The organism is Ezakiella peruensis, assembly GCF_900215725.1.
Taxonomy (GTDB): domain Bacteria; phylum Bacillota; class Clostridia; order Tissierellales; family Peptoniphilaceae; genus Ezakiella; species Ezakiella peruensis.
Genome location: NZ_LT962469.1, coordinates 930,667 through 948,689 on the forward strand (window position 1 = coordinate 930,667; position 18,023 = coordinate 948,689).

Here is an 18,023-nt window from a genome sequence, read left to right on the forward strand (position 1 = left end):
GCCATAATAAGAGGGCAATTATTTTGATAAAGCAAAGGAGTTATGATGAACAATTTTGAATTTAATTTTAATCGAATAAGAACAAATATAAGGTCCAGCCGGCAGATTTCTCTGACAATTTTCTGCGCCATCCTTATATCTGTTTTTATTTTAACCTGGGCCAGCTCAATAATACTGGCAACTGTAAATCACAGGACCTACCTTGACAAAATAACTTATAAGGACAGCGAAACCCGTGCAAGACTAATGTTCAGTGGTTCTTTTAATTTTAATGATAATCCCATGGATATTTCTTACATAAGGAAAACTATGGATGAGAATTTCAATTCTCCCTACAATTTTTCTATTTCCACTGGTCCAACTGCCACCATTAACGGAGATATTATTGCTTGTGAGATAACTGGCATAAGCGAAAACTTTATTGACGATAGCTTTGTAATTTTTTCTGGCGATCCGAATAAAATATATACAGAAAATGCCATAGCTATTAAAAAATCTATGACTGAAGAATTAAAATTATCTCTGGGCGATAAGGTTAATATTAATGGGAGTGATTTTACTTTAGCAGCAATTGTTGATGAGTACAAGTGTTTCACCCCTATTTTTATGAGTCTAGAAAATTACGATAAATTATTTTACAATCAAAACAATATTCTGGACTTATACATAGATAATTTATCTGGACTTGAGCGAAGTTCTTTGGTCCACAAACTTAATAGACTTTTCAAAAACCCAAATCTCTGGGATATTAAAGTAGAAAATGTAAATAAAAGGTACGAAGTCCTTGATGACTATATAAGTAAAGCCATAAGTGATGAAATCATCCCAATTATAATGGTATTTGTTTTGGCAATAATAGCCATATTTATCTTGTATTTTGGATTAATCAGGTGGAGAAAAAGAAACATAGGCATACACATGAGCTTGGGCGCAAGGAAAAAAGATATTATTATGGATGCTAGTCTAGAGGTCTTTATCTATATGTTTACCTCAACTCTTATAAGCTTTTTGATTATAAATATCTTTTATAAATACTTGGCTTATATTTCTAGTATCTATAAAGGACCCCTCCTTTATCTCTTAGTCCTAGTTATTTCTGCACTGACATCAATAGTCATAGGCATATTCTCAGCCAAAAAGATATCATCCAAGCCAATTACTGAAATTATAGGAGGTTAATATGAAATATTCATTACACCGAGTGAATTTAAGAATATACCATAGGATTGTCCTATATCTATTTTTAATTCTTGAAATTGCAATAGGGTCTGCCCTTTTGTTTTATTCATATTCTCACTTCATAGCTGATAAAAAAGAGTATGATAAAACTAATAGATATATCGAAGCCTCAACATCTGCAATTTTGGCTAACCCAAATTTAACAAAAAATATAACCTATGATGATTACTTATATTTAAAAGAAAATATCTTTAAAAACACCCAAGCTTCATATACTGTCAATACAAATCTGAATTTTGGAATTGGTTATGATAGCTTTAATATTGCCCTGGTTTTCATGGACCCAGATGAGCTTAAGGAAACTTTTGGCATTGATCAAGAACCTGGCAAGGCCTACATAGGTGAAATGGCCAAAAAAGAGCTGCAGAAAATTCTTGGTTTAAAAAAGAAAAGGCCACATTTTGAAGTTGATAGTAACAGTGTTGGTTATTTCCCAGATAAGGGTTACTACTACGAATTAAATGATATGGATATAGAATTTACAAAGTCTTCTATTAAATTTCCAAATTTAGATACAGAATTAGAATTTGTAGATATGCCAGAAGATACAAAAAACAATGCCATAGCAACTGGCGACGTCATACAATTAAAATCAGATCAAGTACACAAGGATATGTGTAAAAGTATACAGCCAGAAGGTCGCTTTATGATTATCGTACCCGCTGAATATGCCAGAGATATAGATAAAATTATTAGGCCTTGGAAACATCCAACTCTAGCTTTAATATATACAACTATCGATCCAAGAATAGTCGTTAAAGACTTTAAAGAAAGTCCAGAAGAAATCTGGCAGGCCATAGATTACTTAAAATCTAAACATCCCGAGGCTAATTTCAATCTGGATGACCCCAGAGCCTTAAATAAAAAATGGATAAAAGAAAAAAGGCAAAGCATGTACAAATATATGCTTACAAGTATCCTATTGTTATCAACTGTATCCTTAATAACATCAGGTATATTTTTGCTCCTACTTCAAAGTCGTAAAAAAGAAATTGCCATATCCCTAGCTTGTGGATCGACCATTAAAACTCAAATCAAAGAGCTAATCTTGGAAATAGGTCTATTGATATTATATGGAATGATTGTGGGAGTTGCCCTTGCCTATATGTACGGAGATATAGTGGAACAAATTAGTATAGCCAAGACCAATTATATGACAGGCACTACCATTGTTACCAATATAGAACCCTTTATAGTCTTGCTGATAACTGGACTAATAATCTTGCTAACCAGCTCCATTTTAATAATCAAAGCTATTAAAAAACTAAATCCAATTGAAATTTTGCAAAACGAATAAGAAAACTTTATATAATTATCAAATATATATATTCGTTTATTTATAATTTTACTTGGGTAACATGGAACTAAGAAGACATAAGCAAGTTCTATACTATAATATAAAGGAGGGGTATTATGAAGAAATTTACATCAATTTTGTTAATTACATTAGCAGTTGTTTCTTTTTTAGTAACACCTACTATGGCAAAAAGTATGCAGTTAACGACTGATGTTATCAGTCATGAGCCAACCATTATTTCTCGTGGTGTATTTAGGCAATGCCAAGCTTGTGGTAATGGAGCGCTTGATCTTGTCGACACCATTTGTGAAACTGAAAGATTTGCTTACGATAGTAAATGTGCTCATTATCCACATGGCTATGACTATTATTATAGTACAGATGCAAATTATTACTATAAGTGCTCTAATTGTGGACATAGCAAGTTAGATAACGCTAAAAGCTATAGGATGGAGTGTCACGGAACATATTAAATTAATCATCAAATAGAACTTGCTTGGAGTCTTCTTTTTTATTAAACAAAAGGAGTTGCAATGAAAAATTTTGAATTTAATTTTAATCGAATAAAAACAAATATAAGGTCTAGCCAGCAGATTTCTCTGACAATCTTTTGTGCCATCCTTATATCTGTTTTTATTTTAACTTGGGCCAGCTCAACGATTCTAGCCACTATCAACTATCGGTCATACTTAAATCAAGTCTCTTATAATCCTGACGAAGTCTATGCCAGATTGTCCTATTCCAGAAACTATTCTACTGAAAATAAACTGACTGCTGACTTTGTCCAAAAAGCTATGGCATATGAGTTTGACAATGACTACAATTTTGCTATGTCAACTGGGACCAACATTGCCATTAATGGGCATATAATGAATTTACAAATAGCAGGGCTTGGAGATAACTTTATTGATGATACTTTTGTAGTCTTGGATGGTGACATCAATAAAATTTATAGTGAGGATGCAATCGCCCTTATAGAATCTCTAGCTAACAAGCTAAATCTCTTTGTTGGGGACATGGTAAATATAAATGGTAAAGACTTTGAGCTTTGTGCCATCGTAGATGAATACAAGTGCTTTGACTACATATTTATGTCAATAGAAAATTACGAAGACCTATTTGCAAATGTTAGCATGGCTCTGCATTTGTATATAAAAAATTTGTCACAGGGAGATATCAGCTCTCTAACCCACAAGCTAGACCGTATTTTCAAGGCTCCAAATCTAAGTAATATAAGAGTTGAAGAATACAAGGATAGAAATGAACTTTTGGATTACTATGTAGAGAATGCTGTTTCAAAAGATATTATTCCAATAATTATAATCTTTATCCTGTCTATAATTTCTCTTGTAGTCTTATACTTTGGCCTTATTAAGTGGCGGAAGCGAAATATCGGCATCCACTTAAGTCTGGGCGCCAGTCCAAGAGATATAAGGCTGGATTCAACTTTGGAAATCCTTGGATATATGCTTGTCTCTACCCTGATTAGTTTTATAGCTATCAATATATTTTACAATCAATTATCCTACATGACATCAATTTTCATAAATAAATGGCTTTACATTTTTGTGCTAGCTATAAACATATTGTTAGCTCTTGCAATCGGGGCCCTAGCAGCCAGAAAAATTACCTCAGAGCCAATTAACGAAATGATAGGAGGATAAAATGAAATATTCCAAACATCGTGTAAATTTAAGATTGTATCATAGGATAGCCCTCTATATATTTTTAGTATTGGAAATAGCCCTGGGCTCTGCCCTCTTATTCTATTCATATTCACAGTATATAGTAGACAAAAAAGAATTAGACTCTACTATGAAATACATCGAAGATTCAACTACTTCTATTATGGCTAGGCCAAATACAGTTGAGTATTTAACTTATGACGACTATACTTACATCAATGAAAATATATTTAAAAACACAAAATCCCACTACACAGTAAATGCTACTTTGAATTTTGACTATAGCAGAACTGGTAAAATCGCCTTGGTCTTTATGAGCCATGACGAGATGAAAGAGACTTTTGGTATCAGTCCCCAAGCAGGAACGGCTTATATAGGTGAAGAAGCCAAAAAAGTCGTTGAGATTTTAAGCAAATTGCAAAAATCCAGAGCTCAAGTTACAATAGATGATGGCATAGTTAGCTTTGGTGCAAAGGGCGGTCATTACTTGGAACTAAATGACATGGATATAGACTTTACTGCAAATTCCATTAAGTTTTTAGACCAAGAGTTTGAATTTCAAGATATGCCGTCACCTACAAAAGAAAAAATGCTGATAACCAGCCCCGTCATTCAGACAATCGAAAATGGCAAAAATGAATCTCTCCTGCCCAACCAGCCAAAGGGAAAATATATGATTATTGTACCTGTCGAATATGCTAAGGAAATAGATAAGATAATCAGGCCTTGGCAAAATAGAAAAATGGCAGAGTTCTATAATAATATAGCACCAAGAATTTCAATTAAAAATTTTGAAAAAGCTCCCGAAGAAGTATGGCAGGCAATAGATTATTTAAAATCAAAATACCCCAATGCCAACTTTGCTATTGACGATCCCAAGGCCAGCAATGAAGCTTGGATAGAATATAAAAAGCAAACCATGTCCAAGTACCTGCTTATAAGCATCTTGCTCCTAGTCATAGTATCGGTTATCACATCGGGTATATTCCTGCTCCTCCACCAAGGCCGCAAAAAAGAAATCGCCATTTCTCTGGCCTGCGGATCCACCGTCAAAGGCCAAATCAAAGAGCTCCTCATGGAGATCTCCGCCCTTATTTTTTATGGCATGGTCGTTGGAGTCGCCGCTGCATATATGTACGGAGATATAGCTGAGAGGAGATTTTTTGAAAAATACAAAGCCTACAGGGGCTTAAATATAAATACAAATGTAGAACCATTTTTAATACTCATATTAGCAGCAGTAATTATTCTAATAATATCATCTGCCCTCTCAATCAGGGCAACACGCAAGCTAAATCCAATAGAAATTTTGCAAAATGAATAGGAGGACCAAATGATTAAAATCAGAAATCTATGCAAAACATACACAGACTCAATAGTTGAAACCCAGGCCTTAAAGGGAATCGACCTGGACATTGACGAGGGCGAATTCGTTGCCATTATTGGCAAGAGCGGCTGTGGTAAGTCCACCCTCTTAAATATTATGGGCGGTATGGACCAAGCCACCAGCGGAGAATATTATTTCGACGATGTCGACGTCAGAAAATTAAAGGATGCGGATCTGGCCAAGTTTAGAAATAAAACAATTGGCTTTGTCTTCCAAGCCTTTAACCTAATAAACGAAATCAATTTAATAGAAAATGTTGCCGTTCCGCTGGGCTATAGAGGCGTTAGCAAGAGAGAAAGAGATGTAGTTGCCGAGGACATGCTTGAAATCGTTGGCCTCAAAAAGGAAAAGAGGAAAAAGCCCACAGAATTATCCGGCGGACAAAAACAAAGGGTCGCCTTTGCCAGAGCCATAGCCAACGAACCACGGGTAATTTTGGCAGACGAACCCACAGGTAACCTGGACCAAAAAAACTCACGTGAAATCGTCGACCTCCTTCACCAAGCTCACAAAAACGGAACGACCATTGTAATGGTAACCCACGACATGGACCTGGCCAAGGAAGCCGATAGGATAATAGAAATGGAAGATGGGAAAATTATTTCATAAGTAATTATAAGCTCGATTTAAATAAAAATTTTATCTAAGACTAATCGCAAATCATTTTAGATTTGCGATTTTTTATTGCTAGTGAATTGAGTCATGATTTGAAAAAAATATTGCAATTTCATTTTCCTGATGGCTGGGATTTGAAAATAATATTGCATTTTTATTTTACTTATAGCTTGCATTTGAAAAGAATTTTACATACAAAAAGAGCAGCATCTCAGCTGCCCTTTCTTTGAATTAAAAGTTAAACATAAAACTTAAAATCGATTTAAATTTAGTTTTCTTCATCTTCATCTTCTTTTTTCTTTTTTAGAGCTCCTAGTCCCAAGAAACCTGAACCTAAAACGCCCATTAGATATCCATACAAGGATGCATTAAGGCTACCACCAGTCTTTGGCAATGTCTTAGCACCTGATGAAACACTTTCATTAATTTCATTAGGATTATTCTTTTTACCTGTACTGTCTTCGCCATCAGTTTCAGAAATGTCTTCAGTGCTTTCAACATTTTCTACTGACTCTTCTGTTCCTGGTTCGGATGGTTTCTTTTCACCTGTTTCGCTTGGTTCTTCAGGTGTTTCTTCACCTTGTTCAGACGGAACATCTTCGCCTGGCTTTTCTGGATCTTCTATACCTGGTTCTTCAGTGCCTGGTGTGCCTGGTTCGTTTGGTTTATCTTCATCTTGTGTGCCTGGCTCTTCAGGTGTATCTGGTGTATCTGGTTTTTCGTCTGGGTTTTCGTCAGTATTTCCTGAATCTCCTCCACCTGGAGTTTGAGAATCTTCTTCGCCTTGTTTTTCCGGATCTTTTGAATCTTCTCCAGGAATTGGACAAACATTCTTTGTTCCGACTTCAATAATCTTATCTTGTTTTTCTGTGATTGTCTTAGTTTCCCTAGATACTTCCTTGCTGTTTTCAATTTTTACAGTAGTTTCAGTTTTACCAACAACACCTTCTTGGATTACATTAGTCTTGCCAGATTCCAGATTTGGGTTTTCTCTAATGATTATATCGTAAGCTTTTTCGCTTTCATAAGTGAATTCTCCGTCAGTCTTAGAACCGTATTCTACAACCTTGTTCTTTGGCTCAGTTCTTTCCTCTTTGACTTCAAGCTTACCAGTTTCCTTGTTGAAAGTTGTTGTGTATTTTACAGATCCCTTAGAACCTTCTTCGATTGTATTTGTTTCACCTTCTTTTAGGTCTGGATTATGTCTGTACTCAGTATCATGTCCAAGTTCAGTTTCTTTAACTACTGGTTTTACACCAATTCTTACTACCCTATCTTCTTTTTCTGTAATAGTTTTTGTAGTTTCTGTCGGATTACCAACTGGCTTAGAGTCCTTAATCTTTTGAGTAATTGTAACTTCTTCCTTGCCTGCTTTTCCTTCTTTTTCAATCTTTTGGAAACCAGCTTCAAGAGTATCATCATAGATTACCTTAGTTTCGTAAGGAATTTCTCTTTCAATAGTCTTTGTAGTTTCACCTTCAGATGATTTTCTACCAATCTTAATTAATCTTTCTTGAGGCTCTTTAGTTGTCTTGAATTCGCCTTCTTTAGTTTCAACAACTTTTCCATCTTTGATTACAAGAGTATTTGTTCTTTCTTGTTCTCCTGGTGAGCCTGGGGTGACGACTTTTTCTTCACCTGGTTCTAATGAGTCATCATACTCATATCTTGTTTCAAAAGGAAGTTCCTTCTTTTCAACTATTTCATGAGTACCTTCGTTAGTTCCCTTACCTACTTGGATAAGAGCATCTTCTGCGGCAACTTCTGTGACAGTTGGCTCGCCTTCGACTTTAGAATTTTTGATTATCCAGGTTGTTGTTTTTGTACCGACCTTGCCTGGTTTTACAATCTTGTATTCGCCTTTTTTAAGTGTATCTACTTCTTCTACCTTATATTTGAATGGCAGTTCCTCTTTGTGTTCTACCTTGCCTTCGGTGTTTCTACCTAATTTTATAATTCTCTTTTTAGGAGCCTTAGTTTCAGTAAACTCACCTGTTTCAGTCTTTGTTACATTTCCGTCCTCTATTGTAAGAGTAATATCTCTCTTCTTTTCTCCGGCTTCACCTTTTTGAACTTCTTTGGTTTCCCCAGGAGCAAGGCTATCATCAAATTGGATTTCAGTTTCAAATCCTACTTCAACCTTTTCTTCAATCTTGTGAGTTCCGTCATTTACACCTTCACCAACGTGAATTTCTCTAATTTGTGGTTTTTCTATTTCTTGTTCTTCTTCTTTTACGATTTTTGAATCTTCAATAGTATAGGTTATTTTCTTAGAGCCTTTTTTACCTTCGGTGATGACTTTGATTTCGCCCTTTTTAAGATTTGGATCTTTTTCAACCTTTGTTTCAAATGGAATTTCTTCAGTCTTTTCAACCTTTCCATTCGTACCATAAGCCACAAATTGCACTTCTGTACTTTTTATACCAACTTCAATTAGTTTTTGGTCTTTGTCTTCCTCATAGTAGTGGGCTGTTACTGGTATATTTAAAAGTGCACCGTCAATTGACTGGCCTTCCTTAGGATTTGGAACTGTTGCACTTACCTTACCTGTCTTTTCATCTATTGTAACTTGCCATTTATTACCCTTATCATCTGTAATGAATTTATTACCAGCCTCATCTGTATCTAGAGTATCTGGAAGCGTATACTTGCCTGGTCTTCTATTGTATTTATCTTCAGTGTTAAGAATGACATCTGAAACAAGCTTATCTTCTGCCTTGCCAGCCTTGGCGTTGTAGCGAGGAGTCATGTTAGATTTTTCTTCAATGACGAAGTAGGCGTTGGCTTCTTCAGTTATATCTTCCCCTGGTTTTTGTTCATCTACATAGTGAGAAATTACTGGGACTGTCAGTTTTTCCCCACCATTAAAGTCTAAAGGATTTACTGGTTTAGCACTTACTTTACCTGTTTTCCCATCAAGAGTTACAGTCCATTTGTTACCCTTATCATCTGTAGCCATTTTATTACCCGCCTCATCTGTTTCTAGAGTATCCGGAAGCGTATAATGGTCCGGTTTAATTCTCTTAGTATCTTGTGCAACTGTTGCCTCTGATGTTTGTTTATTAACCGGGAAGTTAACTTGGGCATCGTATTCCGGCTTGATATAGTCTGATTCTTGGACAACAAAGTGGAACCAGTGTGTGTCTGTTGAGCCGTTTGTATAGGTGTATTCAACTGGTATGGCTACAAAGTCTCCTGCCTTGGCGGATTTCGGTGGAGTGATGGTGAACTTAGAAATATCGTGTTCATCAACATCTAGTTTCCACTGGTCTTCTGCTCCCTTGCCTTCATTTTCCTTGTTGATAAAGTCCATTATCAGCTTACCGGAAGCTTCTCCCTTCTTATCTGCTTCGTTCATTTCATCAGCAGTCTTTTGATTTGGTTTTGGACTTTCCGGCTTGTACATCTCAACATCGAAAGCTTCCCCTGGTTTTACCTTTGAATAAGTCTTCTCAGATGTGTCCTCTTTGTGACCATCTTTAAAGGATTGGTCATAGTATCTTGTATCATCTAGGTTTAGCTTAAATCCACCTATAAGGTTATAGTGGTCGTAACGGTCTATGCCTTGCTTATCGATTGTGACATTAGTTCCCTTGTGATTGATGTCGGCAGTACCAGCTTCTGAGCCAGTGTATTTTCCTGTTTCACCAAACTCATCTGGTGTTTTTGCTATATTTCTAAATTCTTCAGCTGTTCTCGGACGAGCAAAGAATTTAACATCTAGATTTTGAAGAGCCTTGTAATCAGGTGTATTGAAGATTGAGTCTTCATTAATGACAGTTTTTCCATTTTCGTCCTTCTTTAGGGCACCTTCCGGCAACTTAACGTGGATATTGCCATCATCTCCTATATAGGCACTTGCCCCTGGTACGATATCGCCATTAATAGGATTGTATACTTGGCCGACTAGCCTTTCCTTGGCATTGTCATCGATATTGTCTACCTTGACACCAGTGTTGATATCTTGGCCTTGAACAAATACCTTATCATTGTATTGCCCACTTAGTTTCATTAGCTCAAGCTTGTCGTTTTCATTTGGCCATGGATTTACCTTGTAATCTAAGGTGAAGCTGCCTCCAAAAAACTTCACTCCTGGGTTGTCTTTTGTGTAATTATCCTTCATACCAAAGGAAGTAGAGTCGTTTTCATTATTATTGATATGCTTTAGGGTATCTTCGCTAGCTTCATAGTGAAAGTTCCTTTGCCTTCCACCAGCGGTCATTTCTCCTTTTTCATCTGGCGTAAATGTTACATCAGGGGATTCAGGTGTTAATTTATCTCCCTGACCCATCATTGGTTTTTCGCCTAATTCTGCTGGAACAAGTCCAGAATCTGTAACATAAATCCTAGTATAGGTTCTTTGTCCAGTCTTCTTGTCTATGGTGATTTGGTAACCATATTCAGTCTTACTTGGTGATGTTTCGGATGGGTTTTTAAGTTCAAATTTAAAACCGTCTTTTTCTTCTTTTTCATCAGTCTTATAGAATTCTTGGTTGGTATCTCCCGGTTGGAGGTCTGTTTCCCTATAACGTTCAGATTCATTATAGTCTTTAATCTTTGCTTCATCTTCAGAATAATTAGGCTCAGTAACTTCTTCTCCTGCCTTTTGAACTTGGGCTTGATTTTCTTCTGATGTTTCTAGCTTTTCTTCTTCATCTGCTTCGTTTGCATCTAGATTAAAAATATTCTCTAAAGTGTCATCTTTAATAAATTCATCTAGAGTAATACCATCTTTTCCTTCAGTTGAATTTTCTGGATCAGACGAATTATTTACATTGTTTTCTGAGTCATCTGACTGGCTTTCATCAGCAGGACCTTCATCTTCACTAGTCCCATTGACACTACTTAGAGCTAGTTCTTCTTTATTGTCTGAATTTAGAGCTTGATCTTTTTGTGGCAATATATTTTCCACAGCAGCTGCAAGTGCTTGATCATATTGTGCTATTTCTTCGTCTTTTGCTTCTTCAACTATAGCAGTTGGATTTTCTACAGTTTCGGCCTTAACTTGTGTGGCTCCACCTGCAATCATAACCCCAGCTATAGAGATCCCTAAGATTGACTTAGTAATATTTGATTTAATTTTGTTTACTGCCTCATTGGACATAGGGACGACGATTTTGTATTCGTTTATGTCTTTTTGTGAATTTTGTTTCCTATTCATATAGATCTCCTTCCTATTAAAAATTATATAAATTATTATAAAAATCCCTTTTCAACTCTTACATTATATCATATAGTTCGGATTTTGTACAATACAATTTGGTTACAATTACTTGAGTATGCAAGGAATTGTGTTTTTTTATTTTAAAAAAAAGGACAAAATAAAACATTACTTTGCCCTTGAAAAAAATTATTCCCAATAAAAAAAACACCCCAATGGGGTGGCCCACATAGGCCGTCCGTCTTGTAATTCACACCCGCCATGAACAGGTGGGTAATTGGTGCGAATATCCAATGTCCACACGAAGAGGCATATTGTCCAAACGCACACATAAGGTTTCCCTAAAACAATTTGTCGGTTGAATTAAAAAACATAACGCACCTTGTAGGTCTACATATATTATAACTCAAGACTTTTTCTTTTTCAAGTTTTATGAGTGAGATAATTTGTATTGTTAGTTGATAATTTCTGCTCTAAGTAAATTATCTTTATAAGATTTATTAGTCGGGAATTGTCATCAAGATATTGATATCAATCGTTTCCTCTAATATATTTGCCCAAGAAAAAAGACGCTATCGCTAGCGTCTTTTGTTCATTACTAAGTCTTTTATTTTCTTAATCGATTTATCACTCAAAACATGCTCAAGCTTACAAGCGTCTTCATGAGCCGTTTCTTCGTCAACACCGATCATCATCAGAGCATCTTTAATAAAAATATATTTATCGTAGACTTCCAGAGCTTTTTTTCTGCCCTCATCTGTAAATGTCAGGGTGCCTCCTTGTTCAATTGTGATATAATCTTCGTCTTTTAATATACCAACTGCTCGTGATACACTTGCTTTCGAATATCCCAATTCATTCGCAACATCAACACTTCTGGCTGATTTGTTTCTTAGATGTAGCAAAAGAATGGTCTTTAGATACATCTCCTGGGATTCATTGGCCATAGCTTAGTCCTCGAATAATCCTAATTTTTTAAAGATTAAGTTATAGCCGTCTGCTCCGTAGTTTAATGCACGATTAATTCTACTGATGGTTGCTGTTGATGCACCAGTTTCAGCTTCAATTTCATTGTAGGTCTTATTTTCGCGAAGTTGTTTTGCTACTTCTAGACGTTGTGAAATTGCTTGAATTTCTTTGATTGTGCAGATGTCTTCAAAAAATCTGTAGCATTCTTCAATTGTTTCGAGCTTTAAAATTGCTTCGAAAAAGCTATCTGTTTGTTCGCTTTTTAGTCTTGAGTTATAATCCATAATTTCCTCCTTAGAATAATCCGACAATTTGTCCGTCTGGTAAAATGTCGATATTGTTTGCTGCAGGAACCTTTGGTAGTCCAGGCATTGTCATGATATCACCTGTTAAGGCTACAACGAATCCTGCACCGTTAGAGATTCTGACTTCTCTAATTGTTATTTCAAATCCCTCTGGTCTGCCAAATAGATTTTTGTCGTCAGACAAGGAATATTGAGTCTTTGCCATACATACTGGAACTTTATCCATGCCGTTTGCTTCAATTTGTTTGATTGAGTTTAATGCAGCCTTTGTGAAGTTGACTGATTCTGCTCCGTAAATTTCTTTGGCAACTGTTTCAATCTTTTCTTTGATTGACATATCTAAGCTGTATAGTGGTTTGAAGTGGCTTTCTTCTTCGTCACAAATTCTGACAACTTCTTTTGCTAGATCAATAGCTCCGTCGCCGCCCTTAGCAAATACATCTGTTAGGATGCATGTTGAGCCAGCTTTTTCAGTTAATTCTGTGAGGAGTTTGATTTCAGCTTCTGTGTCTGTTGGGAATTTGTTGATAGCAACTACTGAAGGTACACCGAATTTCTTAACGTTTTCGATGTGTTTTTCTAGGTTAGCAAATCCTTTTTCTAGAGCTTCTAGATTTTCTAGGCCGTATTCTTCTTTTGTAGCTCCACCGTGGTGTTTAAGAGCACGGATTGTAGCAACGATTACAACTGCGTCTGGGTGTAAGTCACCGTATACGCACTTGATGTCAAAGAATTTTTCAGCTCCAAGGTCTGCACCGAATCCTGCTTCTGTTACTGTGTAATCAGCAAGTTTTAATGAGTATTTGGTTGCAAGGACTGAGTTACATCCGTGGGCAATATTTGCAAATGGTCCACCGTGTAACATAGCTGGTGTGTTTTCTAGAGTTTGTACAAGATTTGGTAAAATAGCGTCCTTCATTAGAAGGGTTACTGCACCTTCACCGCCAATATCTTTTAAAAATACTGGGCTCTTGTCTCTTCTGTAAGCGATAACTACTTTTGATACTCTTGCTTTGAAGTCTTCAAGGCTTGTTGATAGACATAGGATAGCCATGATTTCACTGGCAACTGTGATATCAAATCCGTCTTGTCTTGGGTAGCCGTTTGAAACTCCGCCTAGGCCTACAACAATATTTCTAAGAGCTCTGTCGTTCATGTCGACAACTCTCTTCCATGTTATTCTTCTGACGTCGATTTCTTGTTCGTTGCCTTGGTGGATGTGGTTATCCAAGAGGGCTGCGATTAGGTTGTTGGCTGATGTTATTGCGTGGAAGTCTCCTGTGAAGTGGAGGTTGATGTCTTCCATTGGAACAACTTGAGCGTATCCGCCGCCAGCTGCACCGCCCTTAACACCAAAGCTAGGTCCAAGTGATGGTTCTCTGAGAGCTGAGATTGCTTTTTTACCAATCTTGTTTAAGCCCATTGATAAACCGATATTTACAGTTGTCTTACCTTCACCAGCTGGTGTTGGGTTGATAGCTGTAACTAGGATTAGTTTACCATCTTTTTTATCTTTTAAGTTTTCATATACCTGTGGTTCAATTTTTGCCTTGTAGTGGCCGTATTGAATCAAATCTTCTTGGCTAATTCCCAAGCCACTTGCAATTTCTGTAATGTTTTTCATTTTTGCTTCTTGAGCAATTTGTACGTCTGTTTTCAAAGTTCTACCTCCTATATAACTAAAATTCATACATTAGTTTTCTACCCGTAATTAATATACTTTAAACAGATAAATAACTCTAACTATAAGATAACACATCTCTTTAATTAAGTCAAGTGTTAATTAATCTTGTCAACAATTTCTCCAATAAAATCTATTGTTGTTTTTATAAAGTCGCCTTCAATGTCTACGCCAAGTTTGCCTGCCCATTCTTTTGGTAAATAATGCCCGCCACTTGCCAAGACTTCCTTGTATGGTTTTAAAATATTTTCATTGCCAGCCATGAGCTCTTTGAAAACATTGGTGGCAATTGAAAGTCCAGCTTGATAAGTGAATGGATAAAGGCCCATATAATAGTGTGGCTGTCTGGTCCATGTGAGTTCAGCGCCATCGATTATTTCAACTTCATCGCCCCAGAATTCTTCAAGGACATTTCTAAAAATTCTGTTTAAAATTTTGTCGTTAACAGATTCACCCTTATCGATTAGTCTCAAGACTTCTCTTTGAAATACTGCTTCGATTCCGTGCGTTACGAAGTTGTGATAGTAAGTTCTTTCGATCATTTGTGTGTGAACCCAGTTCTTGGTCTCGTCGTCATTTGCATTTTTGATTAGGTAATTACTCATAATCATTTCATTCATAGTCGATGGACACTCGGACACATACATTGATGATTCTGTGTTTAGATAGGCATTATTTCTCATAGTATATCTGCCGTGGCCTGCGTGGCCAAGTTCGTGGGCCAGGACAAAGACGTCTTCCATCTTGCCTGTCCAGCTAATGAGAACGTATGAGTGAACATTATGGACTGATGCGCAGAAGGCTCCTGTGGTCTTGCCTTCGTTTTCTGCAAAGTCAATCCACCTGTTGTCTATATATTTTAAAGTATCAGCTACATAATCGTCGCCAAGGATTTTTAAACCATCACTCAAATAGTCCTTGCTAGCTTCAATAGTAATATGTTTTTCAAATTCTGGCATGAGTGGAGCTTTTAAATCTGCATAGGTCATTTTATCCAACTTATATTTTTCTTTGATTTTCTTGGCATACTTTCTCATGACCTTTGGCAATTCGTTTTTAATTGTATCGACGTGGTGTTCATAACTTTCCCTGGAAATATCTTGCATATCCAAGAGGTAATCAAAAACAGAATCAAAACCCTTGATTTCACTGAAAGCCTTTTCCATTTTTAATTGGGAATTGTAAACGGTCGCCAAAGTTGATTGATATTTTCTCATCTCTTCATAAAAGACTCTATGAGCCTCTCTTCTTAAATTTGTATCTGAATTTGCCTCGTATCTTTCTTCAAAAAAACCAAAGGTCATGGGATAAGTTTTTCCATTTACTTCAAAGTCAGGGAACCTGATGTCGTTGTTCTTGGTTATTTCAGAAATTTCGTATGGAGCCGCCCAGGTGTCTGAAAATTTTGATAGAGCATTTTCAACTTCAAAAGGAAGTTTTCTTGATTTTTTCTTTATGACTTCCCTTAAATATACAAAGGCGTCTGGAGATTTGTTCATGGCTTCTGATAAAATTTTTTCGTCTAAATTCATGAGCTCATCTTCCAAGAAAATTGTATTTTCTCTAACTTCTTTGTTAACCTTGTTCATTTCCGTAACTAGCTTAAAGGCTTCCTCATCGGAACTGTCAACAGAATAAGTCAAGTTTGCATAGTGATTTGTATGGTTCAAGAACTCATACATCTCGTTTAAAATTTCTGTGACCTTGTTGATGTCGTTAGTAGTTTTGATTGTGCCTTTTAGGTCCTTAAGTTTTTTTGAAAGTTCTATAGCCGATTTGTTTTTACTTTCAAATTCTGCATAGTCTTTGGCCAAGTCGGTCAAATCCCAAGTGAGTTCTTTTTTTACATCTTGTCTCTTCATAATCCCATCCTTTCGCACCAAACCATAAATACATAAACCGAGTAGAGCCTTCTGTGATTGCGAGCCCTGCCCTCCTTGTGATCATCGAGGAGTTGCATTAACTGGTCTCTTTTGAAAAACTCTGCGGTCTCTGGGCTGGTAAATACTTCTTTAAATTTATTATAAAAATTGTCTTCCTGTAGCCAGTACCTAAATGGAACTGGGAAACCTTTCTTTGGCCTGTTGTACCATTCCTCAGGTAGGTTTTCCTTGGCCGCCATCCTGAGGGCGTACTTGGTCAGGCCTGCTTGCAATTTTAAATCATCTGTGAGCTTGCTGGCAACATCATAAACTCCTAGATCTAAAAACGGCATGCGAACCTCCAGGCTGTTGGCCATGCTCATCCTGTCGCCTTTTAAAATAATATCCTTTTGCATAAAGACATTTAGGTCAACCAGCTGTTTAGATTTAATTTTGCTGGACCCATTAAAGTATTTTTTGGTCTCTTGGCTGGCAGGATATCCATTTTTATATGCCTTTGCAATAATTTCCTTTACCTGATCCCCATCTGCAATATTGGCTTCACCAATAAAGATTTCATTTTCATCCATAGCACCTTTTTTTAATTTGTGTTTGATGCTTTGGTTAGGAATAATATTTGCAAGTCCGCCGTTAAACTTACGGAGGGCCCTTGGCAGCTTCATATATTTGCTTAGACTATCTGCAGTCCTATATCCATCGTAACCGCCAAAGAGCTCGTCTGCTCCCTCGCCTGATAAGACGACAGTTACTTCTTCACGAGCAAGCTTGGATAAAAAATAAAGTGGAATGCTTGATAAATTTGCCTGAGGCTCGTCCAAGTAATAAATAATATCGTCCAGCTTATTTAAAACCTCTGATGGATCAATTATCTCCGTCCGATTTTTGATGCCAAGAATTTCTGAAAGTTCTCTGGCATGGACGCTCTCGTCAAATTTGTTGTCAGCTGACTTAAAGCCCACACTAAAAGTATACTCAGGCATGGTAAGGGCCGTTATATATGAGGAGTCAATGCCCCCTGATAAAAATGTGCCCAGAGGAACGTCGGCGTTTTTGTGGAGGTCCACAGATTCCCTTACTGCTTCTTGGATTAAAGCAACGGCCTCATCTAATTCATTGATCTCGTCAGTTAAGTTAAAGGAAAAATATTTTTTAATTTTTATTTCTTTGCTCTCATTAAAATTATTTACAATTCCTATGGACCCATGTGGTAGTCTCTTGATGTTTTTTATCATGGTATTGTCGCCAGCCATGTGTTGGAGCTCTAAGTAAGAAAATAGCTCACTAGCATTTATTTCTCTAGCCATATTTTTATAAGCGACTAAACCTTTGAGCTCTGATCCAAAGACCAGGGCCCCATCATCGGCGTATCCATAATATAAGGGCTTCATACCAAAATGGTCGCGAGCAAGTACCAGCTTGTTTCCGTCTATTATTGCAATGGCAAACATGCCGCGCAGGTGGTTTACAAAGTCCTCTCCCCACTCTTCATAGGACCTCAATACTACCTCTGTGTCAGATTCGGTTGAAAATTCGTGGCCCTTATTTTTTAATTGGTCTCTTAAAATTTTATAATTATAAATTTCCCCATTAAAAACAAGGCTTATGCCTCGGCTTTCATCAATCATGGGTTGGTTGCTGCGTGCATTTAAGTCAATTATTGACAGACGACAAAAGCCCAATGCATAATTTATAGCGTGATCATAATTTACAGCATCTGGCCCTCGATGACCTATAGCCTTGGTCATAGCCTCTATATTATCTAAATTTTTATTATTAATAATTCCAACAAATCCGCACATAA

General features: G+C 36.7%; 12 protein-coding genes. 6 read left to right on the forward strand and 6 right to left on the reverse strand.

Annotated features, from left to right (window positions below; translation table 11 throughout):
- The first annotated feature begins 45 nt into the window (after nt 1–45).
- From CUU59_RS04540 to CUU59_RS04565, 6 genes are all read left to right on the forward strand, one after another.
- Nucleotides 46–1,179 (forward strand): ABC transporter permease, encoded by a 1,134-nt coding sequence (locus CUU59_RS04540; protein WP_169922857.1) that lies wholly within the window; start codon nt 46–48, stop codon nt 1,177–1,179.
- A gap of 1 nt (nt 1,180) precedes the next feature.
- Nucleotides 1,181–2,536 carry an FtsX-like permease family protein gene (locus CUU59_RS04545; RefSeq protein ID WP_099950810.1) on the forward strand — a complete coding sequence of 452 codons (1,356 nt, stop codon included), beginning with the start codon at nt 1,181–1,183 and terminating at the stop codon, nt 2,534–2,536.
- 116 nt (nt 2,537–2,652) lie between these two features.
- Complete coding sequence (locus tag CUU59_RS04550) at nt 2,653–3,009, forward strand: hypothetical protein (RefSeq protein ID WP_099950811.1); 357 nt, start codon at nt 2,653–2,655, stop codon at nt 3,007–3,009.
- Nucleotides 3,010–3,069: 60 nt separating this feature from the next.
- Entirely contained in the window at nt 3,070–4,200 is a 1,131-nt protein-coding gene (locus CUU59_RS04555) for an FtsX-like permease family protein (protein WP_099950812.1), read from the forward strand.
- 1 nt (nt 4,201) lies between these two features.
- Nucleotides 4,202–5,545, forward strand: a complete 1,344-nt coding sequence (locus tag CUU59_RS04560) for an FtsX-like permease family protein (protein ID WP_099950813.1) — start codon at nt 4,202–4,204, stop codon at nt 5,543–5,545.
- A gap of 9 nt (nt 5,546–5,554) precedes the next feature.
- Nucleotides 5,555–6,217 carry an ABC transporter ATP-binding protein gene (locus CUU59_RS04565; protein ID WP_099950814.1) on the forward strand — a complete coding sequence of 221 codons (663 nt, stop codon included), beginning with the start codon at nt 5,555–5,557 and terminating at the stop codon, nt 6,215–6,217.
- Between the two features lie 274 nt (nt 6,218–6,491).
- Here the strand turns inward: CUU59_RS04565 and CUU59_RS04570 are convergent, their stop codons facing one another.
- The 6 genes from CUU59_RS04570 to asnB form a co-directional block, all read right to left on the reverse strand.
- On the reverse strand, nt 6,492–11,384 hold the full coding sequence (locus tag CUU59_RS04570; protein WP_245870552.1) for a G5 domain-containing protein: 4,893 nt from the start codon (nt 11,382–11,384) through the stop codon (nt 6,492–6,494).
- Between the two features lie 578 nt (nt 11,385–11,962).
- Nucleotides 11,963–12,331 (reverse strand): metal-dependent transcriptional regulator, encoded by a 369-nt coding sequence (locus CUU59_RS04580; RefSeq protein WP_099950815.1) that lies wholly within the window; start codon nt 12,329–12,331, stop codon nt 11,963–11,965.
- Nucleotides 12,332–12,334: 3 nt separating this feature from the next.
- On the reverse strand, nt 12,335–12,637 hold the full coding sequence (locus CUU59_RS04585) for a YerC/YecD family TrpR-related protein (RefSeq protein WP_075573467.1): 303 nt from the start codon (nt 12,635–12,637) through the stop codon (nt 12,335–12,337).
- A 10-nt stretch (nt 12,638–12,647) separates the two neighbouring features.
- The gene (locus CUU59_RS04590; RefSeq protein ID WP_099950816.1) at nt 12,648–14,318 is read right to left on the reverse strand and encodes a formate--tetrahydrofolate ligase; all 1,671 of its coding nucleotides are present in this window, start codon (nt 14,316–14,318) and stop codon (nt 12,648–12,650) included.
- 119 nt (nt 14,319–14,437) lie between these two features.
- Nucleotides 14,438–16,201: a M3 family metallopeptidase gene (locus CUU59_RS04595; RefSeq protein ID WP_099950817.1), complete on the reverse strand. Its 1,764-nt coding sequence runs from the start codon at nt 16,199–16,201 to the stop codon at nt 14,438–14,440.
- Nucleotides 16,198–18,021, reverse strand: coding sequence for an asparagine synthase (glutamine-hydrolyzing) (asnB, locus tag CUU59_RS04600; RefSeq protein ID WP_099950818.1), 1,824 nt, complete (start codon nt 18,019–18,021; stop codon nt 16,198–16,200). Before asnB ends, CUU59_RS04595 begins: the two co-directional genes overlap by 4 nt.
- Nucleotides 18,022–18,023 lie beyond the last annotated feature (2 nt).